A 22,810-nucleotide genomic window follows, 5' to 3' on the forward strand; every position below is an offset into this window, starting at 1 on the left:
GCGGCCCTTCGGGCCCCGGCGGGACCTCCTGGGCCCAGGCGCCGGCGGGCGCGATCAGGCCTGCCGCCAGGCCGGCCAGCATCAACTTACGCATCCTTCTCTCCTCGGCCCGACTCGGTCGAGGCAACTCAACGCCCTCGCACAGCGGGAGGTTCTGGTCCCGCTTGCGCCGCCCTAGCGCGGTCTACCGGACTCGCGCGATGCTGCGCCCTCCTGAAGGGAGCGGCGGATGGCGGACGGCAAGGCCCTGGGATGGCGGCGGTTTCTGGGGCCCCTGGGCCCCAGGCCGCGGCTTACCGCCGCCATCGGCGTCGGCCTGGTGGTCGGCGTGGCGCTCACCTGGCTCGCGCCGCATATGGTGCTCTCGACCCGGCTGATCCTGGCCTGGGACGCGCTGTCCGTAACCTTCCTGGGCGCCATGCTGACCAGCATGGTCGAGCACAGCCCGACGGAGATCCGCGCCCAGGCGGCTATCGACGACGAGGGCCGCGGCGCGATCCTCGGCCTGGTGCTGATCGCCTCGGCCGCCAGCGTCTGGGCGGTGGGGGCCGAGCTGTCGCTGGCGAAGGACGCGCACGGCGTCATGAAGGTCGCGCGCATCGTACTCGCCTTCGGCACCGTCGTCGTCTCGTGGATGATGATGCAGATGATCTTCGCCATCCACTACGCCCACGAATACTACGGCGTCGACGAGGACGACGGGATCCGCGACGCCGAGGGGATCGACTTCCCGGGCACGGAGCCGCCCGACTATTGGGATTTCATCTACTTCGCCGTCGTCATCGGCGTGGCCTGCGCGACGGCCGACGCGGACTTCACGTCGAAGGGCCTGCGCCGGATCGGCACGGTGCACAGCCTGGTGGCCTTCGCGTTCAACACGATCATAGTCGCCCTCACCATCAACCTGACGGCGGGGTTGTTTTAACTCACCTCCCACGCGGAGCGGGGGACGGGGACCGCTCGCCGAAGAGCGAGTGGCGGAGGGGGCGAGTTCAAGCGCCAAGCCCGGCCTCGCCCCTTCAGCCGATGGTCCCCCTTCCCCGTGAACGGGGAAGGTAAGGTCGGATCCTAGTCGTTGACCCGCAAGTTGGTGGCCGAGGTCTTGCCGCTGCGGCGGTCGGCTTCCAGGTCGTAGGCGACCTGTTGGCCTTCGTTCAGGCCGCGCAGGCCAGCCTGCTCGACCGCCGAGATGTGCACGAACACGTCCTGGCCGCCGTCGTCAGGCTGGATGAAGCCGAAACCCTTCGTCGGGTTGAACCACTTCACCGTGCCCGCGCCCGCGCCGGCCGGATCGCCGGAGGGTCGGCCACCGCCACCGCCGCCGCCACCACCGAAGCCGCCGCCCCGCGGACGGTCAAAGCCGCCCCCGCCGCCGCCGCCACGCGGACGGTCGAAGCCGCCGCCCCCGCCACCGCCGCTGCGCGGCGGAGCCGCGCCCTGGCCGGTGACCACGAGCTGGCCCGCCGAAAGCTTGCCGGACCTGCGGTCCTGCTCGAGTTCGAAATTGACCAGATCGCCTTCGTTCAGGCCACGAAGGCCTGCTTGTTCGACCGCTGAGATGTGGACGAAGACGTCGCTTCCGCCGTCGTCCGGTTGGATGAAACCAAAGCCCTTAGCGGTATTGAACCACTTGACTGTGCCGCTCGCCATTCGCCTGACCTAACCGAGATAGAGTCTTGCGCCGGCAAAAACGCAGGCGCCCGGACCCCGATTTTGGCGGTCCGTGAAGTCTATGTAGCGGGCGAAAAGCCGTGAGGCCAGCCGCACCGTGACATAAGCGCGCAATCGGCTTATTGGAGCGCCCCTTCATTTCTTCGCGAGAAGGCGGGAAGACGCCCCTTGAACAGCATTTGTGTGTACTGCGGATCGGCTCCCGGCGCCGACCCCGCCTTCCTCGACGAGGCGGTCCGGGCCGGCACGCTGATCGCCAGGCAAGGCCTGACGCTGGTCTACGGCGGCGGCCGGGTGGGGCTGATGGGGGCGGTGGCCGACGCGGCGCTAGCCGCCGGCGGCAAGGTGGTGGGCGTCATGCCCGCCGACCTGGTCAACCAGGAGATCGGCCACACGGGGCTCACCGAGCTCAAGGTGGTCAATTCGATGCACGAGCGGAAGTGGGCCATGGCCGAACTCGCCGACGGTTTCCTGTGCCTGCCGGGCGGGCCTGGCACCTTCGAGGAGATCTTCGAGCAGTGGACCTGGGCGCTCCTGGGCTTCCACGCCAAGCCCTGCGGCTTCGTCAACGTGAGGGGCTACTACGACCCCCTGCGCAAGACCGTGCAGCACATGGCCGACAACGGCTTCCTGGCCCAGCAGTATGTCGACATGCTGGTCTACGCCGACACCACCGCCGCCGCGATCGAGGCCTTCCGCGCCTACGTCCCGCCGCCGCCGAAGTGGGGCCTGGCGCCGGTCGAACAGCGCTACTAAGCCGACGGCGGCAAAAACCGGCCGCGATTAACCGTCCGTTACCGCCTTTCACGCCTTGCTCTCGCCTGGACGCTCGCAGCGATCGCGGGCGGACACGGCCCGTGAAGAAGCTCCGCGCCAAACCCGTTCATCTGGCGAACGCCGGCGGTCCGCGCCGGGTTTGGAGCTTCCGTGCCGGCCGCGCTTCCCGCCCATCGACCTGACCTCGGGGACACCGGACTCGACCCGCAGGACTGGGGCGAAATCCGCGCTCAGGGCCACCGGATGCTGGACGACATGTTCGACCACATGCAGGGCCTGCGCGACGGCCCGGTCTGGCGTACGCCGCCCGCCGAGGCCCGCGCCCGTTTCCGCAGCCCCCTGCCTGTGGCGCCCAGCGACCTGGCGCAGACCTACGAAGCCTTCCAGCGTGACGTCCTGCCGTTCGGCGGCGGCAACGCGCACCCCGGCTTCATGGGCTGGGTGCAGGGCGCCGGCACGGCGGTCGGCATGCTGGCCGAGATGCTGGCGGCGGGCCTCAACGCCAACCTCGGCGGCCGCGACCACATGCCGATCGAGGTCGAGCGCCAGATCCTCGCCTGGGTCCGGGGGATGTTCGGCTTTCCGCAAAGCGCCAGCGGCCTCTTCGTGACCGGAACCTCGCAGGCCAATTTCCTGGCCGTACTGGTCGCCCGCACCCGGGCCCTGGGCGCCGACGCCCGGCGGGCGGGCCTTGGCGTCGAGGGCGCGCGCCTCGTCGCCTATGCCTCGAAGGCGGTCCACAGCTGCGTACCGCGGGCGCTCGACATGGCCGGGATCGGCGCCGACGGCCTGCGGCTGGTCGAGGTCGACGCCGACCACCGCATCGACCTGGCGGCCCTCAAGGCCGCCATCGCCCGAGACCGCGCGCTCGGCCTGACGCCCTTCCTGATCGTCGGCGCCGCCGGCACGGTCGACGTGGGCGCCATCGACGACCTCAACGGCCTGGCCGACATCGCGGCCGCCGAAGGGCTCACCTTCCACGTGGACGGGGCGCTGGGCGCGCTGGCCGTGCTCTCGCCGGAGCTGGCGCCGAAAGTGGCCGGCATCGAGCGCTGCGACTCCCTGGCCTTCGACTTCCACAAGTGGGGCCACGTCCCCTACGACGCCGGCTACATCCTGGTCCGCGACGGAGCGCTTCACCAGGCGACCTTCGACAATCCCGCCGCCTACCTGGCGCGCGCCGACCGCGGCCTGGCGGCCGGCGACTGGTGGCCCTGCGACTACGGCCCCGACCTGTCGCGCGGCTTCAGGGCGCTGAAGACCTGGTTCACCCTGCGGACCTACGGCGTCGCGGCGCTGGGCGAGGCCATGGCCGCCAACTGCGCCCTGGCCCAGGCCCTGGCGGCCCGCGTGGACGCCGAGCCGGAGCTGGAGCGGCTGGCGCCGGTGGCCCTGAACATCGTCTGCTTCCGCTACCGGCGCGGCGCCTCGGACGCCATGAACGCCGAGATCGTCGCCGACCTGCAGGAGGCCGGCCGGGTCGCGCCGTCGCTGACTACGGTGGGCGGCCGAAAAGCCATCCGGGCGGCGATCGTCAATCACAGAACCCGCGTCGAAGACATTGAAGCGCTTGTGGATTCCGTGCTCGCGCACGGGCGCCGCGCCTTGCAGACCCTAGCCATGGAAGCCGCCCGATGAGCGCCGTCTACGCCCCGGAAGCGCCGATCCCGCCGGCGCGGTCCGACGTCACCATCGGCCTGGCCGCGATCCTGCGCCTCGCCTACGAGGGCAAGGACCTGCAGGGCCTGTGGGCGGAGCTCCACGCCCGCGTCTCCGCCGATCCGCTGGACACCGCGGCGCTGATGGATATGTCGGTCGTCGCCCAGGCCGCCAACAACCGCGACCAGAGCCTGGCGCTCCAGGCCGCCGCTCTGCAGTTCAACCGCGTCTACCGCCGCCCGCACGGCCGCGGCGACGGCCTGAAGGTCGCAGCCTTCGTGACCCTCGGCGACTTCATGGCCAACACGCCCATCGACTTCCTGCTGGCCGGGTCGGACATCGACCTTCGCCTCTGCTACGTCGACGCCGAGACGCCGGACCTGAGCTTCGTGCCCGAGCACGACGTGGCCTTCCTGGCTGTGGGCGAGTCCGCCGAGAACCGGCTCGTCCTGGAGAACTGCGCCCGCCTGCTGGCCGGTCGCCGGGTGCTGAACGGCGATACCGCCCGGATCGCCGGCCTCACCCGCGACGGGGTCAGCACCCTCCTGGCGGGCGAACCCGCGCTCTATGCGCCGGCGGCCTACCGGATCGACCGCCAGGACCTGAGCCGGCTGGCCCTCGGCATCCTGCAGCCGTCGGAACTGCAGGCCGAATTGGCGTGGCCGCTGATCGCCCGCCCGATCGGCACCCACGCCGGCCAGGGCATGGGGAAGCTCGACAGCCGCGAGGCGGTCGCCGCCTACCTCGAGGGGCGGCCCGAGCCGCGCTTCTACGTCTCGCCGTTCGTGGACTACAGCAGCCCCGATGGCCTGTTCCGCAAGCAGCGCATCGCCTTCATCGGCGGCCGCGCCTTCCCCAGCCACTATGCCGTCCAGCCGCACTGGATGGTTCACTACCTGAGCGCCGAGATGACCGATCGCCCGGAGCGCCGGGCCGAGGAGGCCGCCTGGATGGCGGACTTCGACACGGACTTCGCCCGGCGCCATGCCGCGGCCTTCGAGGCGCTCAACCGCCGTATCGGCCTCGACTACTTCGGGATCGACTGCGCCGAGGCCCCCGACGGCCGGCTGCTGGTCTTCGAGGTCGACGTGGCGATGATCGTCCACGACCTCGATCCGGTGGAGGTGTTCCCCTACAAGAAGCCCGCCATGCGCCGGCTGTTCGAGGCCTTCCAGGCGATGCTGGCGTCGGCGGCCTGAGGCACGCCTACTCCGCCGCCACCCGCGCCTGCGCTTGGGCCGGCATTCGCGAGCGGTGGTAGGGCCGGTCGCCCAGCACGGTCGCGCGGTTCATGATCCGCTGCTGCGGCAGGTAGTCGTTGACGGCGTAGTGCTGGGTCACCCGGTTGTCCCAGAAGGCCACCGCGTTGGGGGTCCAGCGCCAGCGGACCAGGAACTCCGGCTGCTGGATGTGGGCGAACAGCATGGTCAGGATCGCGTCGCTCTCCTTGCGCCTCAGGCCCTTGATCCGCTCGGTGAAGCCGTAGTTGACGAACAGGCCGTCCTCGCCGGTTTCCGGATGGGTGCGGACCACCGGGTGCAGCACCGGCGGATGCTCGTCCAGGGCCCGGCTGTGCTTCTCAGCCCCGGCCGCGCCCGCCACCCGGCCGCGCGCCGGGAAGCCGCGGGCGAAGTCGTGCACCGCGTCCAGCCCGGCCAGGAAGTTCCGCAAAGGGGCCGACAAGGCCTCGTAGGCCGCCTTCATGTCCGAGAATACCGTGTCGCCCCCCAGCGGCGGCAGGCGCCTGGCATAGAGGATCGAGCCCATCGGCGGGGTCTCGATGAAGGTGATGTCGGTATGCCAGGCGTCGTTGTCGGTGGGATTGCCGGCGTGGTTGTCGAGGATGAACAGTTCCGGCGCCTCGGGCACCCCCGGATAGAGCGGATGGGTGTGCAGCGGCCCGAAGCGGGCGGCGAAGTCACGGTGCTGGACGGGCGTCAGCTGCTGGTCCTGGAAGAAGATCACCTTATGGCGCAGCAAGGCCTGCCGGATGGTCTGCAGCAGGTCGTCCGACATCGGCTGGGCAAGGTCGACGCCTTCGATCACCGCGCCGATGGCGGGCGTCAGGGGCTGGATCTGGAACGGCATGGCTCAGGCCTCCGCGAAGGCGCCAGCCAACTCCATCCGCGGTCCGCCGTCAAAGGCGGCGTCGACGGAACGCCGAAAGGCCCCCGGCGCGAGCCGAGGGCCTGATGGTTCGATAGGGTCAGGACTTAGTAGCGGCGGCCCCCGTCCTGGCGGTCCCCGTCGTGCCGGTCCATGCGGACCTGGGCCGAGAGGTCGTCGAGGCGCGCCTGCAGGGTGGCCCGCTCACGCGGGTCCAAGCGCCCGTCGCGGCCGCGGTATTGCTCCTCGCGACGGATGTCGGAGAGCGTGCGCTCGGCCCGGCGGCTTTCGCCGGGCGAAAGGCTCCCGTCGGCGCGGCCGCGCTGGATGCGGTCGGCGATGCGGTTGATCTGGGTGTCGATATCCCAGGTGTTGGCGCGGCTGTCATAGGAGGCGTTGCGGCCATAGACGCCGCCGTTGGCGACCCAGGCGCCGCGGCTGTCGTAATAGCCGTTCGGCTGGCCGTCGACCCAGGCCCCGGTGCGGTCGTAGTAGCCGACCGCCGCGCTGCGATCGACGGAATTGGCGTGCCAGCGGCCGTTGTCGTCGTAGTAGCCGTAGGCGTGGGCGCAGTCGCGCGAGCCGCGGGACAGCTGGTTGCCGACGACCGCGCCGCCGACCCCGCCGACGACCGCGCCAGTGCCCCTGTCATGGCGGCCGGCCACCGCGCTGCCCAAGAGGGCGCCGGCGACCGCGCCCACGGCCGTGCCGGCGGCGCGGTTGGCGCTGCGCTGTTCGCAGGTCTCCTGGGCCATGGCCAGGGACGGGATGAGGGCCGCGACGGCAAAGCCGGCGAGGAGAAGATTCTTACGCATGGGGTGCTCCTGGGTCGGGGACATCCGTCCCTCCCTTTGGCCTTCACAACGTAAGCTGGAGCACCGAGGTTCCGCACGTAACCGGAGCCGACTAGGTTGCGGCAGCCATGGAGGAGCAGCGGATGCGTGGGATTCGGGGACGTTTTGCGGGCGTGTTTGGGGGCCTGGCCGCGGGCCTGCTGGCCGTGACGGGGGCTATCGCCGCACCGCAGCCCGAGCCGCATGACTTCACGATCAGGGATTTCCGCTTCCGGTCCGGCGAGAGCCTGCCGGAGCTGAAGCTGCACTACTATACGCTGGGCCAGCCGAAGCGGGACGCGGCCGGCCGGGTGGTCAACGCGGTGCTCATCCTGCACGGCACCGGCGGCACGGGCCGCCAGTTCCTGGCCCCGCAGTTCGCCGACGTGCTGTTCGCGCCCGGCGGCCTGCTGGACCCCGCCAAGTACTTCATCATCCTGCCCGACGGCATCGGCCACGGCGGCTCGTCCAAGCCCTCTGACGGCCTGCACGCCCGCTTCCCGCACTACGACTACGCCGACATGGTCGAGGCCCAGCACGCCCTGGTCACTAAGGCGCTCGGCGTCCAGCAGTTGCGGCTGATCATGGGGACCTCCATGGGCTGCATGCACGCCTTCGTCTGGGCCGAGACCTATCCGGACGGCGCCAAGGCGCTGATGCCGCTCGCCTGCCTGCCGATCCAGATCGCCGGGCGCAACCGATTGTGGCGCGAGATGTCGATCGCCGCCATCAAGTCGGACCCGGCCTGGAAGGGCGGCGACTACACGGCCGAGCCCGTCCAGGGGCTGCGGACCGCCGAGAGCCTGCTGATCCTGGCTGGGGCCGCGCCCTGGCCAATGCAGCTTTCCATGCCCACCCGCGAGGCCGTCGACGCCTATGTCGCCAAGGAGGTCCCGGCCAGGGTCGACGCCGCCGAGGCCAACGACCTGATCTACCAGCTCGACGCCTCGCGCACCTACGACCCCTCCAGGGACCTGGAGAAGATCGCCGCGCCGGTGACCTGGGTGAACTCCGGCGACGACTTCATCAACCCGCCGGAGCTCGGCGTCGCCCAGCGCGAGGTGAAGCGCATCAGGCAGGGCCGCTTCGTCCTGGTCCCCGCCGGCCCCGACACCCACGGCCACGGCACCCACACCTGGGCGAAGTTCTGGCAGAGCGACCTGGCGGAGCTTTTGAAGCGGTCCGGCGGGTAGGGCGGCCCGGCGCGACCCGGACCACCCGCCGGGATCAGTATTTGACGCGCAGGGTTGCGCCGTAGAACCGCGGCGGGGCGGGGAAGTAGTAGTAGTTGTTCTCGGTCGAGTTGAGGGCCGGCGGGGTCGAGAAGGTCTGGATCACCCCGTCGAAGGCGGTCTGCTTGTAGAACTGGTTGAACAGGTTGGTGGCCCAGATGCTGAGCGAGTAGCGCTGGTCATGGCTGGTCACACCCACGCTGGCGTTCACCAGCGAATAGCCCTTCTGCATCTTCACCGGGTCCTCGTCGGAGCCGATCTGGTAGCTGGAGGTGTACTTCGCATCGACGTTGAAGAAGGCGTCCCAGCCCTCGGTGATTGGATGGCGATAGGACCCGCCGCCCACCAGCGACCACAGCGGCCCGTAGCTCAGCCGGCTGCCGGGCAGGTTGAACAGGTTCGACCCCGGCGCCTGCAGCACCAGCCGGTTGCGCGAGTCGTCGGGATAGCGGCTGTAGGCGTAGGTGACGCCGCCGTTGAGCGTCAATTCGGGGGTCACGGCGAACATGCCTTCGAGCTCGACGCCTGAGGTCACCGCCTCGGGAATAGTGAACTCCACGAACTGGGTGCCGGTGAAGGCGTTCAGCTGGTGATTGCGGTAGGCCTGGTGGAAGATCGCGGCGTTCAAGGAGAGCCGCCGGTCGAGCCACTGGGTCTTGGCGCCCGCCTCCCAGGCGTTCACCCATTCGGACGGGAAGCTGGTGTCCGTCTGCGGCGCGAGCGAGGTGTTCGGCGCTCCGCCCTGGAACGGCAGGGTCACCTCCGCCAGGTTGAAGCCGCCTACGAGGTTGCCCTTAGAATAGGAGGCGTAGACCATCTTCTCGTCGTTGAACTTGTACTGGAGCTTCAGCGTCCCGGTGAACGCCTCTTCGTCCAGTTTCTGGAAGTTGCTGAGGTTCTTGAACGCCGGGTTCACCAGGCAGGCGGTGCCGAAGATCGACTTGGGGAAGTTGATGTAAGCCGAGAACGGTATGGGCGTCGGGCTGTGCGTCGCGGCCTGTAGCACGTTTGCACATAGGTTCGCCGTGTCGTTGTTCGTGAACAGAGAGTTCAGGTCCTTGTGTTCCCAGGTGTAGCGCAGGCCCCCGATGATCGAGAACTGATCCGTGAGCTTGAATTCTTCCTGAGTGTAGATCGCGTAACTGTGCTCTTTCTGGTGGTAGACGTCGATCGGTCCCTGGTTGGGCGGATAGCCGGCGGCCGGCAACACGCCTGCGCTGAGCACGTTGAGGTAGGGGCCGATCGCCGGGCCGTTTTCCACGAAGTTGCCGGTGTCCAGCAACTCGTGGGAGTAGAAGAAGCCAACCAGCCAGTTCACCATCGACGTCGAGCCGGCGTACTGCAGTTCCTCCGAGAACTGGCGGAAGTGGGTGAAATTGCCGTTCGTCGTCGTGAAGGCGATGTCCGCAAGCGTCGAATCCGTGTCGCCGCCGAATGACTCGCGGTTGTCGCGATAGGCGGTGATCGAGGTCAGCGTCGCGTTGTTGAAGTAGGGCGTCTTCCAGTGCGCCGTGGCCGAAATCCCCTGGTCTTCGATCCGGTTGACCGAGGAGTGGTTGAGGTAGGCCGTGCGGTTCTCAGGGTCCACCGGGTTGGGGATGGTGCCGGGGAACACCAGGTTCTGGATGGTCGCCGGCGTGCCGTTGTGGAAGTCGATCGCCACGCAGCAGTGGTCGTTGCGGCGCGTGTAGTCGACGATGAAATTCACGTCGAACACATCGTTGGGCTGCAGGAGCAGCTGGTCGCGGGTCGTGAAGACGTTCTCGTCGTTCTGCGGGTGCACGTCGCTGCCCGGCGTCGTCCGCACGGGGATGAACCCGTCCCGCTGGCGGTCGGCCACATAGAGGCGGATGGCGATCTTGTCGCCGAGGACCGGTCCGGTCACCGACACCGATCCGCCATAGCCGCCATAGTTCTGCACGGTCACCTCGCCCTGGGCCCCGAAGGTGAAGGAGGGGCGCTTGGTGGTGATCTGGATGACGCCGGCGATGGTGTTCTTGCCGAACAGGGTGCCCTGCGGCCCCTTGAGGATCTCGATGTCGTTGAGTTCGCCCAGGTCTTGGAACGAGACCCCGTTCCTCGGGCGGTAGACGCCATCGATGTAGAGGCCCACCGCGTCCTCAAGGCCAGGGTTGTCGGCCACGTTGCCGACCCCGCGGATGCGGGCGATGGTCGTGCCCTCGGTGGCGTTGGTGGTGGAGGTCAGGCCCGGCGTCAGGGTGACCAGGTCGGCCACCGAGTGGACGTTGTTGTCGGTGAGCTTCTTCTCTGTCAGCACCGTCACCACCACAGGCACGTCCTGCAGCCGCTGCTCGCGCTTCTGGGCGGTGACCACCAGTTCGGTGACCGAGGTTGGCGGCGGGCTCGGGCTCGGGGCGGGGGCCTGGCCCCAGGCCGAGCCGGCGGCGAACGCCAGGGTCAGCGCCGAAGCGCCTCCGAAGAACAGTCGGGAACGCAGCATGAGGATCCTCTCCCTATGTCCGTCCGCGACCGCTCTGACCGGCGGGCTCCGACGGCATGACGGCGATCCGGCCGGGGAACCCCTCGCGACCGAGAAGGGTAGGATCCGGCCCCCGCCAGACCGCCACGGCATCGCCGCATTGTGGCGAACCTCGGGTAGGTTCGCGTCGAAACTGAAATATTACGCCGTTCCGCGGCGACCGCGTCCAAGATGCAACAGCGCTGGGCGGCGGGCCGCGCCAGGATCCTGGCTCAATTGGCCTTGCAGATCTCAATCCCGCCGGCCATGGGCCGGCGTCCGCGGGCTGACCCTAGCGCACGTAGCTCGCGCCGTTGATGTCGAGCACCGCGCCGGTCATCGAGGCGGGCGCTTCGAGGGCCAGGTAGACGACCGTGTTGGCCACTTCCGCCGGCGACGCGACCCGGCCCAGCGGGATGTCGGCCAGTAGCTTGTCGCCGCCGCGGCTCGACAGGTAGCCCTCGGCCATGCCCGTCATGGTGAAGCCCGGGCAGACCGCGAAGGCCAGGATCCCTTCCGCCGCATAACCGCGGGCGATCGACTTGGTCATCGCCACCATGCCGGCCTTCGACGCGGCATAGTGCCAGTGGGCCGGCGAGTCGCCGCGATAGGCCGCCCGGCTCGCCACATTGACGATGCGGCCCCCCCTTTCAGCACTTGCAACGCAGCGCTCGCGCCAGTGCAGCACCGCGCGCCGGCACAGGTCCGCCGAGGCCTGCAGGTTGATCTGCAACGTCCGCCCCCACGCCGCCTGCCATTCGTCGGCGGGCGCTTCGACGGCGATCGGCTCGAACACGCCGGCGTTGTTCACCAGCACGTCGATGCGCCCATCCAGCCGCTCCAGCGCGCGCTCCCAGAGCCGATCCGCAGCGCCGGCCTCCGCCAGGTCCACGCCGACGGCGTCCGCCCCATCGGCCCGTCCATGCCCCACCACTCGCGCGGCGCGCCCGCTCAGCGCCTCGGCGATCGCCGCGCCGATGCCGCGCGTGGAGCCGGTGACGAGGATGTGGGCCGAGTCAGTCATGGCGCTCTCCTAGCCGCGGAGAGCCGTCGCGCCTAGCGCCTAGGCGCCCGCAAGCCGAGCGTGCGTGTCATACCAATCGGGCCGCATCCCCAGGCCCCACGCGAGGCTTCGGACCGGTCCGCTGAAGATGGGATCGTCGCCCACCAGGGCGTAGGTCACGAAGATGGGCTTGTAGGCCTCGATCGCCTGCCCGGCTGAGAGCCACTTGCCGGGTGCATCCTCGCCGAACTGGCCGCTGGAGCCCCGCGGGAAGGTGTGGTCGAGCCCCTTGCAGCTCTGCTTCGGGACCTTTTCCTGGGACACCACCTTGAAGCGGTCATAGCCGAGCGACGTGAGGACATCGAACTCTCGGCGCAGGCCCTTGAAGGAGTCCTTCTCGGACTCGATGGAGACATACAAAGGGCGATCCCGCGCGGCGCGGAGCCCCTCGACGCCGACCATGTCGAACCCTTCGATGTCAAACTTGGCGTAGTAGGGCACGCCGAATTCCGCAGTCAGCGCCTCGATGGTGGTCGCCTCGACGGTCATGGGTTGGTTGGGGACGCCCATCCGCGCATTGCGCTCGGCCCACAGCGGGTCGATCGTGCCCCACGCGCTTCTCTCGCTGCGATAGAAGGTGACCTCGCCCGGCTGAGTGGCGACGGCCTTGTTGACCAGCGTTAGCCGCCCGTCCTCGATCGGACCTCGAAGCCGTTCGCGAGCCTCGCTGCAAAGCTCGCGATTGGCCTCGACGCCGATGACCCGAAAGCCCTTCTTCAGATAAAATTCGGCGTCCTCTCCTTTGTGGAAGCCGACATCGAAGATCAGGTCCTGGCGCACGGCCATCCCGTCACCCGGTACGAGACCGAAGGACCGCCCGCGTGGCATGCGCGACAATGACCAGGCCAAGCGGCGCGAGAGCCGCCAGGGTGACCGGCACGGCGTACCAGGGGGGCGTGGCGCGGGTAACGAGATATGCCGCCCAGATGACTGCGATCTCCGCTGCAATGGTCAGGGAGGCGCTGGTGCAAAGGAGCCAGATCTCCCCGTTCGTCGGCGTCACATCACCTTCGCGCATCGCTTGAACCTGGGCCAAGCGGTTTTGCAGCGCAAGGCGGGCGACCGATGATCAGCGATGGACCGGGCTTCAATGGAACCGGATCGGCACTGAGACCTGCAGCGCATAGTCCGGCGCATCGCGCGTCAGGCCTACCCCGAGCGACACGTCCAGCAGCACGTTTCGCGTCAGCACGCGGGCCACGCCCAGCTCCAGGGTCGCGGCAAGGGTGTCGGTGCCAGGCGCCCCCACGCGATCGATGCTGGCGCGGCCCCGGAACTCCTGGGCCACGCCGAAGGTGAACGAGGTCTCAGGGCTCACCGCCAGCACCGTCCCCAACTCGAGGCCGATGGCGTCGCCGGGCTGAAAAGCGCCGAACGCCTGGTGAACGGCCTGGTCACGCGCGTAGGAAAGCGTCCCGAAGAACACCAGCGGATCGCTGCTCTTCACGGCCGTCACGCGGGCGCGGAATTCCGGAACACCCGAGCCGGTGGCCACCGCGGCCAGCTGACTGCGGAAGGGGTCGTGTCCGGTGGTGAAGCGCCAGGAGACGCCGCCCACCAGATCGGGCCACCACCCGGACTCGCGCAGGAACTGGTGGCTGAACGCCACCTCGACGTCGCCCGCGCCGGAGTCCTCGTTGACGGCATGGGTGCCGTCTCCGAGGGTTCGAGATTGGCGCAGCCAGGCGTAGGGCGCCCGCACCTCGATCTGGCTCGACCAAGGCAAGCCCACGCGCAGCGCCGCCGTGGCCCGCACCTGGTCCTGCCGCAGGCGCTGGTCGGCGACGGTCGGGATGCCCTCAGGCGTCTGGGCCAGAGCCAGGCCCTGCACCTCGCGGTTGCTGTAGGCGAAGCTCGGCACCAGCTCCATGCGCCACGGCGGCAAGACCAGGCCGCCGCGCTGGACCAAGGTCCGTGAAAGCGCCTGGAGCTCCGCCTCGTCCTCGCCGGCCGGCGAGGACGAGGCCCCGGGTGCGGGCGGCGATGTCGTTGCGGGGGCCGGGACCAAGGACGGGACCGAGGACGGAATCGCGGCGCGTTCGTGCTCCAGGGTTTCGACGCGTCGCTCCAAGGCGGCGATCACCTGATCGCGGGACTTCAACGCTTCGATCAATTCCTCCCGGGTGAGCGGCTGGGCCTGGGCGGATCCCGCCGCGAGCGCCGCCGAGGTCGCCAGCAGCATGAGCTTCATGACGCGCCTCCCGCAGTCCGAAGCGCAGAGTCCGCAGCGCGCAGAGCCGGTCCTGGAGGCGTCAGAAACAGTTCTGCGGGTGCTCCCATGCGGTTCGGCGGGTGCGGATCGTCGGAACGGTAGAGCACGAAGCCAATTCGGCTGGTCCAGGCCTGCATGAACGCCTCCATGGTCATCGTGCGATTGCCGAAGGCCGGGTCGCCCAACAGCAACCTGTCTCCACGCCGGCCACGGACGACCACGAAATGCCCGAAGCCGTACACCCGGATCGGGGCCACGGCGGGCGCCATCGCGACCAGCTCGTCCAGAGTGAGATTGGCGTAGCCGGCGGCGGCGAACCCGCGGCTCGCCGCGAACCGCTTCAGATCAAGCAGCGAAAAGCCCAGGCGGGCGCGCACCAGGCGGATATCGCTTGTCCGCAACATGCCGCGCGCCGCCTGTCGCTCGCTCACCGGATCGCCGAGCTGGAAGGTCAGCAGGGTCGCGACGGCGGCGGCCCCGCACGTGAGGTCCCAGTGCTGACGCACCAGCTTGTCGTCACGCAGCTCAAGCAGGCTGCGGACCGGCTTGGCGTCCGGTGCGGCATGGTCGGGCGCGGCGCGGATCTGAGGTGCGAGTGTGAGCACAAACAGCGCCGCGCCGGCCCAGGCCAAGCGACACGCGCCCGGGTCCTTGAGGCTCACAGCAGGGCCTCAGTGCGGCCGCATCTCGGTCATGCGCACCATCTCGTCGGCCGCCCAGGTGGTCGGAGCCGCCCCGATCGAGCCCACCAGACCATGGCTCTCATCGGCGGGGCCGGCCGAGAAGGTGATCGTGCCGGCCGGCCCGGTCCGCAGCGCCCACAGCCCGTCGATCTCGACGCGGTTCTGGTCGTCCCTCAGGACGCCGATGTAGTTGCCGGTGGTCGGGTCGTAGGCGTTGATGCGGCCGTCGCCGAAGTTGCCGACCAGCAGGGCGCCGGCGAACTTGCCGAAGGTCGCCGGCGCGATCGCCAGCCCCCAAGGCGCGTTCAGTTGGCCGTGCTGCGCCAGGCGGCGCACCAGATGGCCGTCCGTGTTGAACACGTCGACGAAGCCGAGCCCTTGTCCGGCGGTTTCGTCGGTGGCCCCCGGCTCCCGCTTGGCGAAGGTCACGTAGAGCTGACCGTTCAGGTTCTGCACGTTGAAGGGCGCATAGTTGGGCGGCAGGTTGGGGTCGGTGAAGCTGCCGACCTTGTTGAAGCCGGCGTCGTAGATGCTGACCACGCCGTGGGCGAAATCGGTGGCGTAGAGGCGGGGCGAGGTCCCGCTCATGCCAAGCGTCAGGCCCTTGAACACAGCGCCGCTGGCCGACTCGTCCACCCCCACGACAGCATGGGTGGCGTCCACTGTTGGATTCCAACCGAGGATCTGCCCGCCTTCCGTGGCGAAGGCGAACAGGGTGCGGCCGGTGTTGGCGCCCTCGGTGATGTTGAAGGCGCCGGTGATCCCGATAAAGGTGGTGCCGGTCGGCCCGCCGGGCACGGTCACAGTGAGCCCCACCTTGGCGAAGGTGTCCTTGTCGTAGAGCGTCGAGGTGTCGGTGCCGTTGTTGGCCACCCACAACGGCGAGCCGGGCGCCTGTGACAGACCCCAGGCGTTGACCAGCAGGGGATCGGTGACCGGGGCCACGCCGCTCAAATCCGCCACCTGATTGGTGACCGTGAACCGCAGGCCCGCCGCGACGGCGTCCAGTTGGGCATCCGTCAGTGGGATGGGCGCGCTCGAGGCCGGGGATGTGAGCATGCCCGCGGCGACAGCGATCGCGGCGGCGCTTCCCAGGAGACGCAACATCGTTCCCTCCTTCGCATGGCCGAGCCGGGCGCCCGGCGAATAAGGGTAAATTGCCGCTCGCGCGCCGGGCGTTCAAAGCGCGCGCAAGAATTAGTTGAAGGCCTGGCTTCAGAAGGCCTTGGTGACGCCGAACACCAGGGCCTCCCTGCTGTGCCGGTCGGCGCCATCCCGGTCCGTGTCGGGCCCGACCCCAGTCACGGCCAGCTGCAGGTTCAGTCCTTTGAACTGGGTGGCAAGGCCAATTCGCCAATCGTAAAGCGTTCGCTGAAGCCCCGGCCGTCGGGAGCCGTTCAGGGCAGTGAGCATGCCGAGGCGCCCGGTCAGTCGCCAGTCCCGCGCAGGCTGAATGACGCCCTCGACTTCCCCGTAGAGGGTTTGCAAGGGGTATCCGAAATATCTAGGAGAATAATATAGATGCGTCGAAAAATGGCGAGTGATCAATCCAGCATAGATTTGGCCATAATCCGTTTCAGAATGTCCGACGTAATATTCTGAATAATTCGAGTGTGTCAGCCCAACGTCTGCCGTCAATCCCGTGTTCAAGCGGCGAGCGTAGCCGGCGTATTCCTGAAAACCGAGAATGCGCAACCCCGAGTGGGCCGTGGCGACGCCGACGACGGATGCGCCAAGATATGCCCCGCTTGCATGATCGTATGACGCGGCGACGTCCAACACTGGCCGGTCCCCGCTCAAGGAAATGCCGCGGAATCTGTAGTCGGATAGGAGCGACAGGCTCGCGCCAACCTCTGCATAGGCCGGCGCCGCGAGGCCCAGGGCCAGCGCGGCGAAGACCGCTTCCGCTGCGAGGCGGCGCCCGCCGACCAGACTATGGGCGTGCGATCGACAGTTCTCCGCGGGCGAAGGCGCACGTACAGTCACAGGGCTTGGACGATCGCAGGAGGGTGCCGCACGCGTCGATCACTCCACCGCCGGGGCGCGCCGACACCAGCGACAGCGAGCCTTCGGCGGCCCTGCGGTGCTCGCGCAACAGGGCGAGAAGTCCGCTGACGTGCGCCGCCGAATAGGAGCTGCCATTGACGAGAGACCACCGTCCACCCGGCTGCGTGGTGGGCACGTCGCGCCCCGGCGCAATGTAGACGCCGGGCGGCAGCGCTGCCAGCGACTCGTCGGACACCGCGATCACGCCCGGCTGGGAGGCCGGAAATCCGCCATGGGGGAGGTCGCGATCGAACGCCGCCACCACGGTGCTTCCGCGGTCGAGGGCGATCGTGAGAAGCTTGCTCAGCAAGGGGTCGGGCGGGCCACTGAGGCTCAGATTGACCACCTGCGCCTTCTGATCGATGGCGAAATGCAGCGCCATGGCCAGGCTCAGGCTGTTGCAGACGGTGGCGACCGCTCCAGCCTCGGTCACCTGCCAGCAGGCACGCAGAGCCATTAGCCGGGCGTGGGGCGCGACACCGACTATGCCTAGGCCGTTGTCGGCCCTCGCGGCGATGATGCCGGCCACGCCGGTCCCGTGTTGCTCCGCGGCGGTGGGGCGCCCGGCGACGAAGTCCTCGCGACTAATCACCTGGCCTATGAGGTCGGGATGGTCGCTTTCGACCATGCTGTCGATCACCGCGACCACGACGCCGCGGCCGGTCGCAAGCTGGTGCAGGTCCGCCAGGCGCCAGGCATGGGCGGCAGGCTGGGCGCGGAACAGCGGGTCGCTGTGCGCAGGCGCAGGTCCTCGCGCGCGATAGACATGCATCGGCTGGGACCAGGCGACGTTGCGATCCTGCGAGACGAGCGCGGCGACCTCTTCCGCCGACTGACCGGCAGGCACGGACATGATGAAGCAGTCCAGTCCCAGGAGGGGCATGGGCCAGTCGTCGACGATGGTGAGGCTATGGTCGCGCGCGATCTGACCGGCCAGCCGCTTTCGGCTACTGCGCGACAGGACGTCGCCGTAACCGCCGCCATAGTCAGAGTTCGGACGATAGTGCGCCGGCGATTGCCTCAGGAGAACCAGCACCTCTTCACGGGAATCTGGAGGTGGCTGCGCGCCGGCTGTGCAGGCCCAGGCGAGGCCCAGCCATAGGCAGAGCAAGAAGCCAAGCCTTCGGCCGGAGCGACGCCTCATTGGACCTCCCCAGGGTCGATCGGCTCGGCCAGCACGACGTCGGCGTCACCGCGCAGCCTGGTCAAGGCCGCGGGCCGTTCCGCGGCGGGGACGCTGAGCACATAGGCGTCAGCGGCGGTGGGGCCGCCAACCAGGCGCGCGCCGGAGGCTCGCAGGATTTGGCGCAAATCCCGTTCGCTGGCGTCCGGGCGGAAGATGACCATCACATTGCCGGCCGGCGCAGGCGCAACGGTCCCAAGTGCGCGGTAGGGCGCCGGCCTGGCGAAGGGCAACAAAAGCGCGCCCACGACCAGCACCGCGGCGATCTGAGCCGCCAACACCCAGCCGAGACTCGCGCGCCGGCCAAGCCTGCGCCAGAGCCGCGCGACGGCCGCAGCGGCGCGGGAGCGGCCGGTCGAGGCCCCCCGCAGACGCCGGCGAAACTGCGCCCAGTCCTGCTCAACACCCAGGGGCAGGCCGGCGACATCGGCGTCGAGATGTCGCTCGAGCGACAGCTCGGCCTGGCACTCGGCGCAATCGGCGAGGTGGGCTTCCACCCGCGCGAGATCGGCCGCGTCCAGCTGATCGGTCACGTACCAGGGCAGCAGCGTCTGGACTTCCCGGTGGCGGTCGAGGTTCAGGCGAATGATGCTGGCCATCGTCGCGACCTCACAACCAGTCCGACAGGCCGCCGGTCAGCATGCGCTTGAGGTGGCGCCTCGCGTGAAACATGCGGGTCTTCACCGTATCGACGGGGCACTCCATGATCTCGGCGATCTCGCGATAGCCGATCTCATGAAAATAGGTGAGGTCCACGACCGCGCGGTGATCTGGCGAAAGCTGCCGCATCGCCTTCAACAGCACCTCCTGCACTTGCCGACCGCCGACCTCCTGCTCGGGACCAGCATCGGCGCTGGCTCGGATTTCGGGGTGCTTGTCTTCCAGGGGCTCGTCCTGGCGCTGCAGCGCCTTGAGCGCCTTGCGGTAGGCGATGGCGAAGATCCAGGTCGAGAGCTTGCTCGCGCCGTTATACCTGTCGGGCCGGTTCCACACGACCAGCATGGTGTCATTGAGGACTTCCTCCACCAGGTTCGGCCGGTGGATCAGGTTGATCAGAAAGCGGGTCAGGCGAGGGTGGTAGTCCCGATATAGCCTCTCGAACGCGCGCAGGTCGCGCGCGCGGACACGGGCGATCAGTTGAGCTTCCTCGTCCCGACCAGACCGCGCAGGCGCTCGGTCCCGCTCGCTTGCGACGCCTTGCCCACGCACTATCGCCTCCCTGTGGGGGTCGCGGTGTTAGTGCCTTCAGCCGCCGAAAAGGTTCATTGCAGTCGCGACCAACTTCCCTGTGCGCAGCTTACCGCGCCGGGATGGGCCGAACCGATCACTTCAGCGTTTCGAGATAGGCGATGAGGTCGTTCAACTGGGTCGGATTCTTCAGGCCAGGATAGGTCATCTTCACGTTCGGCAGATACCGCCGCGGCGCGGGCAGGTAGGCCCGCAATTGATCCGCGGTCCAAACGAAGCCGGCGGCCTTCATCGTGGACGAATAGGAGAAGTCGGGTATCGACCCCGCCTTGCGGCCGACGACGCCGTACAGCGGCGGACCCACCACGACCCCCCCGTTGCGGGTGTTGGAATGGCAAATACTGCATTGGCTCCCGAAAACGGCCTGTCCGCGCGCGGCGTCCGCGGCCGTAGCCGAGCCCGTGAAGGCTCCGACGTCGCCGAGCACGCCCGCGACGCCCGCCGCGAGGATGGCTAGAAGGCGAGCCATGTGAATAACCTCAGGGTGTCGTTGTCAGAAGCGTTGCGCCCCGATCCGTCGAAGTTGCGGGCGGCCCCGTCGAACTGCAGGTAGTGCGTATACTGAACGCCAACCCGCAGATTGATCCGGCGGGCCGGTTGCGAGCCGCCGCCAAAGGGGGTCCCATCGACCTGGAACACCAGCCCCGAGCTGTTGGGCCGAAGGGTGCGATTGTCCGCATGGAGGACCGGATTGGCCGAGCCGAAGGTATCGAACGCGCCCGCCGTGACCCCAATCTGGTTTCGCCAGTAGTAGGAGGCGTCGAGGCGCAGATCGTCGAGGTCGTTGCGCGCGCAGTCCGACTCCGAAGAGCCCGCCAGGCTGCACGTCGCGTCCAGCCTTTGACGCTCGTGGATGTAGCGCCCGTTGAGCGTCACCACGTCGTGGTTGGACAAGGCCCGATAATACGAGGCGTCCAGCCCCAGATCGGTATAGCGGTCGACGAGGGCGCTGGTTCGGTCCCGACCCGGGTGGATGTCCGCGCGCAGGCCGAAGGCGCCGACCTCCACGGTGCCGCCCCCGAGCTTCTTTTGAAACGCGACGCGCCCATAGGGCGCGAGACCATTGAGGTCGCCGGGGTCCGCCGGATCGACACCTAATCGCCTGAGAGCGCTCGCGCCGACTGAGCCGTATGCGCCCCCTTCGAGATAGAATTCGGAATTGATCCAGGCGTAGCCGGTGACCCCCAACGTGTTCTGGGCCAGCGCCCCGGACAGCAAGGGCGAGGTGGACGGCGAGGGGGCTAGCGCCGAGTCCGTGTAAGGGAAGCCCCAGGCTGGAAGCGTGTTCCACGGGTCCTGGACGCCCGGCGAGTTGTTAAGACTGAGCCCGAGGACCACGTCGGTGTTCTTCACCTGGGTGGCGGTGGTGAGGCGCAGGTCGAGATTGTCCCAGGCGAAGGCCTTGGCGACCCCGTCGTAGGTCGCCTGCACGAAGGCCCCCACGTGCTGGCCGAAACCCCCGGCGAAGAACAGGCTCAGCTGATCGAGGGCGAAGTTGTCGTTGGTCCTGAATCCGTCGGCCGGCGGCTCGGCCTGGGCCTTCGCGGTCCGCACGTAGGAGGCGATCGCCATGGCCGCCAGCGGCACGTTGAAGTTCGTCGCCCGTTGCGTGTAGCCCGTGAGCTTGAAGTCGCGGCCATAGGGCGTCAGCTGCGGCCCGAAACCGCCCACATGGCACATCTGGCAGGGCTGCCCCGTCTGAACTGCGAACGCCGGGACGGCTCGCGCCGGCGTGCCTGCAAATACAAGCACCGTCAGGCACAACGCCGCGCAGGCCGCGGGGCCAAGGGCCAGGCGGAGGTTGGCCATCCTCATCGTGACCTCGCTCGTGGGTGCGACTGTCGTCCGTCATGTCCGTGGACCGGACCGACGGCGCGACGAAGGCGGTCTATTGGAGCGGAGGCGCTGGATCAGTCACTATCGCGCGCGCGCACGCGACCGCGTTGCTCTATGCGAGACAGTCATTCGTGCGCGCCTGCGAGTATGACCTGGCATCTGCGCCGCGCTCCGTTCGGAAACGCTACCTTCGTTGTTCGTGAATTCTCATCGGCGTGATGTCGGCTCCTCTCCTCTTGCCCGTTAGTGCCGCCGCGCCGCGAAGAGGTTCAATTGAAAACCGTCATCTCCGGCTTGGCGCGTCCGCCAAGCCGGGCAACGGGAGCGCTGTGCAGCGCGCCCCACCGGGGCGGCTGGGGGGGCCAACGCTCGGACTTAGATCCGCTCGATGATGATCGCAGGCGCCATGCCGCCGGCGCGCACATGGTGACGAGGCCGCGCTTGAGGTCCCGGCGTTCGAGCTCGTCGAGGACCGTGCCGATGAGCATCGAACCGGTGGCGCCGATGGGATGGCCCAGCGCCATGGCGCCGCCGTTGACGTTGACCTTTTCGCGGTCGAGCCCGAGGTCGCGGATGAACTTTTCGGCGACTACCGCGAAGGCCTCGTTGATCTCCCAAAGGTCGATGTCCTCGACGGTCAGGCCGGCCTTGGCCAGCACCTTGCGCGCCGCGGGGACCGGGGCGTTGAGCATCAGGGTCGGGCTGTCGCCGACGTTGGCCATGGCGACCACTCGGGCGCGGGCCTTGAGGCCGTGCCTGGCCGCGTAGCCGGGCGAGGCCAGCAGCACCGCGCCGGCGCCGTCCACCACGCCCGAGGAATTGCCGGCATGGTGGAAGTGCTGGATCTTCAGGTCCGGATAGACCTGGTTGATCAGGCCGGCGAAGGTGGTTCCCTTGTCGTCCAGCGGCACATTGGCCATGGCTTCGAACGAGGGCTTCAGCGCCGACAGGCCCTCCAGCGTGGTTTGCGGGCGGGGGAATTCCTCGCGGTCGAGGGCGATGGAGCCGTCCTCGCGGTACACCGCCACCAGCGACTTGTCGAAGTGACCGTTGCGGATGGCGTGGTCGGCGCGCTGCTGGCTGAGCAGGGCAAGCTCGTCCAGCGCCTCGCGTGAAATCCCTTCCATCGTGGCGATGGCGTCGGCGCAGACGCCCTGGTGCGACTGCGGGTGCTTGGCGCGCAGGGAAAGGTTGCCGCTATCCATCAGCATCGGGCCGGCGTTGGGGTCGCGGGGCGGGGCGCTGGAGGCGGTGTAGGACATCATCTCGGTGCCGCCGCCGATCACCAGGTCTTCCATGCCCGACATGATCTGCGCCGCGGCCAGGTTCACCGCGGTGATGCCGGAGCCGCAGTAGCGGTCGAGGGTGACGCCTGAGGCGCGCACGTCGTAGCCGGCGTCGAGGGCCGCCATCCGGCCGAGGTCGCCGCCCTGCTTGCCGCGCTGGGAGGAGGTGCCCCAGATGATGTCGTCGACCTCGGCGGTGTTCAGGTTGTTCCGCTCGGCCAGCGCCTTGAGGACGGTGGCGCCGAGGTGCTGGGGATGGTGGTCGGCGAGGGCGCCCTTGCCGACCTTGCCGATCCCACGAGGCGTGCGGGCGGCGTCAATGATGAGGGCTTCGGGCATGGCGTTTCCTGACAAGGCCTGTCGTTGTTGGCCTGCGACCTTCCGCCATGGCCGTAACGTCAGTCCAGCCCTTTGGAACGTGGATGTCGTCTCCAGGCGCTTTGCAGGCCTGCGGACGGCATCACGCTCAAGCTGCGCACCAACGCCAGGTCACGTC

20 protein-coding genes and 2 pseudogenes are annotated in these 22,810 nt (G+C 68.6%); 5 read left to right on the forward strand and 17 right to left on the reverse strand.

Going from position 1 to position 22,810, the window contains the following annotated elements:
* Window positions 1-229: 229 nt before the first annotated feature.
* On the forward strand, window positions 230-925 hold the full coding sequence (locus JWP28_RS00035; protein WP_299538525.1) for a DUF1345 domain-containing protein: 696 nt from the start codon (window positions 230-232) through the stop codon (window positions 923-925).
* A gap of 143 nt (window positions 926-1,068) precedes the next feature.
* On the opposite strand, the gene JWP28_RS00040 is transcribed toward JWP28_RS00035, so the two are convergent.
* Entirely contained in the window at window positions 1,069-1,266 is a 198-nt protein-coding gene (locus JWP28_RS00040) for a cold-shock protein (RefSeq protein ID WP_299538599.1), read from the reverse strand.
* Window positions 1,267-1,458: 192 nt separating this feature from the next.
* Window positions 1,459-1,650, reverse strand: a pseudogene (locus JWP28_RS00045) (cold-shock protein); the annotation flags it as partial.
* Between the two features lie 189 nt (window positions 1,651-1,839).
* On the opposite strand from JWP28_RS00045, the gene JWP28_RS00050 reads away from it, so the two are divergent.
* From JWP28_RS00050 to JWP28_RS00060, 3 genes are all read left to right on the forward strand, one after another.
* The gene (locus tag JWP28_RS00050; protein ID WP_299538527.1) at window positions 1,840-2,427 is read left to right on the forward strand and encodes a TIGR00730 family Rossman fold protein; all 588 of its coding nucleotides are present in this window, start codon (window positions 1,840-1,842) and stop codon (window positions 2,425-2,427) included.
* 171 nt (window positions 2,428-2,598) lie between these two features.
* Window positions 2,599-4,086 (forward strand): pyridoxal-dependent decarboxylase, encoded by a 1,488-nt coding sequence (locus JWP28_RS00055; protein WP_299538529.1) that lies wholly within the window; start codon window positions 2,599-2,601, stop codon window positions 4,084-4,086.
* Window positions 4,083-5,306, forward strand: coding sequence for a hypothetical protein (locus JWP28_RS00060; protein WP_299538532.1), 1,224 nt, complete (start codon window positions 4,083-4,085; stop codon window positions 5,304-5,306). Before JWP28_RS00055 ends, JWP28_RS00060 begins: the two co-directional genes overlap by 4 nt.
* Window positions 5,307-5,313: 7 nt before the next feature.
* Here JWP28_RS00060 and tauD read toward each other — a convergent pair whose 3' ends face one another.
* Window positions 5,314-6,195 (reverse strand): taurine dioxygenase, encoded by an 882-nt coding sequence (tauD, locus tag JWP28_RS00065; protein WP_299538534.1) that lies wholly within the window; start codon window positions 6,193-6,195, stop codon window positions 5,314-5,316.
* 125 nt (window positions 6,196-6,320) lie between these two features.
* Window positions 6,321-7,028 (reverse strand): glycine zipper 2TM domain-containing protein, encoded by a 708-nt coding sequence (locus JWP28_RS00070; RefSeq protein ID WP_299538536.1) that lies wholly within the window; start codon window positions 7,026-7,028, stop codon window positions 6,321-6,323.
* Between the two features lie 122 nt (window positions 7,029-7,150).
* On the opposite strand from JWP28_RS00070, the gene JWP28_RS00075 reads away from it, so the two are divergent.
* Complete coding sequence (locus JWP28_RS00075) at window positions 7,151-8,239, forward strand: alpha/beta fold hydrolase (protein WP_299538538.1); 1,089 nt, start codon at window positions 7,151-7,153, stop codon at window positions 8,237-8,239.
* 34 nt (window positions 8,240-8,273) lie between these two features.
* On the opposite strand, the gene JWP28_RS00080 is transcribed toward JWP28_RS00075, so the two are convergent.
* The 13 genes and pseudogenes from JWP28_RS00080 to JWP28_RS00140 all read right to left on the reverse strand — a co-directional run bounded on the left by JWP28_RS00080 (window position 8,274) and on the right by JWP28_RS00140 (window position 22,653).
* Window positions 8,274-10,739, reverse strand: coding sequence for a TonB-dependent receptor (locus JWP28_RS00080; protein ID WP_299538541.1), 2,466 nt, complete (start codon window positions 10,737-10,739; stop codon window positions 8,274-8,276).
* A gap of 310 nt (window positions 10,740-11,049) precedes the next feature.
* Entirely contained in the window at window positions 11,050-11,781 is a 732-nt protein-coding gene (locus JWP28_RS00085; protein WP_299538544.1) for an SDR family oxidoreductase, read from the reverse strand.
* A 39-nt stretch (window positions 11,782-11,820) separates the two neighbouring features.
* A complete protein-coding gene (locus JWP28_RS00090) occupies window positions 11,821-12,606 on the reverse strand; it encodes an FkbM family methyltransferase (RefSeq protein WP_299538547.1) in 786 nt (261 codons plus the stop codon).
* 301 nt (window positions 12,607-12,907) lie between these two features.
* Complete coding sequence (locus JWP28_RS00095; RefSeq protein ID WP_299538549.1) at window positions 12,908-14,011, reverse strand: hypothetical protein; 1,104 nt, start codon at window positions 14,009-14,011, stop codon at window positions 12,908-12,910.
* Window positions 14,008-14,694 carry a C39 family peptidase gene (locus tag JWP28_RS00100; protein ID WP_299538550.1) on the reverse strand — a complete coding sequence of 229 codons (687 nt, stop codon included), beginning with the start codon at window positions 14,692-14,694 and terminating at the stop codon, window positions 14,008-14,010. The genes JWP28_RS00095 and JWP28_RS00100 overlap by 4 nt, the downstream gene beginning before the upstream one ends.
* A gap of 9 nt (window positions 14,695-14,703) precedes the next feature.
* Window positions 14,704-15,822: a TIGR03118 family protein gene (locus JWP28_RS00105; RefSeq protein ID WP_299538552.1), complete on the reverse strand. Its 1,119-nt coding sequence runs from the start codon at window positions 15,820-15,822 to the stop codon at window positions 14,704-14,706.
* Window positions 15,823-15,930: 108 nt separating this feature from the next.
* Window positions 15,931-16,701, reverse strand: a complete 771-nt coding sequence (locus JWP28_RS00110) for a TorF family putative porin (RefSeq protein WP_299538554.1) — start codon at window positions 16,699-16,701, stop codon at window positions 15,931-15,933.
* Entirely contained in the window at window positions 16,649-17,797 is a 1,149-nt protein-coding gene (locus tag JWP28_RS00115) for a S8 family serine peptidase (RefSeq protein ID WP_299538556.1), read from the reverse strand. Before JWP28_RS00115 ends, JWP28_RS00110 begins: the two co-directional genes overlap by 53 nt.
* Window positions 17,798-17,901: 104 nt before the next feature.
* Window positions 17,902-18,543, reverse strand: a complete 642-nt coding sequence (locus tag JWP28_RS00120; RefSeq protein ID WP_299538558.1) for a zf-HC2 domain-containing protein — start codon at window positions 18,541-18,543, stop codon at window positions 17,902-17,904.
* 10 nt (window positions 18,544-18,553) lie between these two features.
* Entirely contained in the window at window positions 18,554-19,153 is a 600-nt protein-coding gene (locus JWP28_RS00125; RefSeq protein WP_299538561.1) for a sigma-70 family RNA polymerase sigma factor, read from the reverse strand.
* A 115-nt stretch (window positions 19,154-19,268) separates the two neighbouring features.
* On the reverse strand, window positions 19,269-19,661 hold the full coding sequence (locus tag JWP28_RS00130) for a c-type cytochrome (RefSeq protein WP_299538563.1): 393 nt from the start codon (window positions 19,659-19,661) through the stop codon (window positions 19,269-19,271).
* Complete coding sequence (locus JWP28_RS00135) at window positions 19,646-21,001, reverse strand: hypothetical protein (RefSeq protein WP_299538565.1); 1,356 nt, start codon at window positions 20,999-21,001, stop codon at window positions 19,646-19,648. The genes JWP28_RS00130 and JWP28_RS00135 overlap by 16 nt, the downstream gene beginning before the upstream one ends.
* 402 nt (window positions 21,002-21,403) lie before the next feature.
* Window positions 21,404-22,653 (reverse strand): annotated as a pseudogene (locus tag JWP28_RS00140) (acetyl-CoA C-acetyltransferase).
* Window positions 22,654-22,810: the final 157 nt, after the last annotated feature.

The organism is Phenylobacterium sp. (assembly GCF_028290885.1).
Classification (GTDB): domain Bacteria; phylum Pseudomonadota; class Alphaproteobacteria; order Caulobacterales; family Caulobacteraceae; genus Phenylobacterium.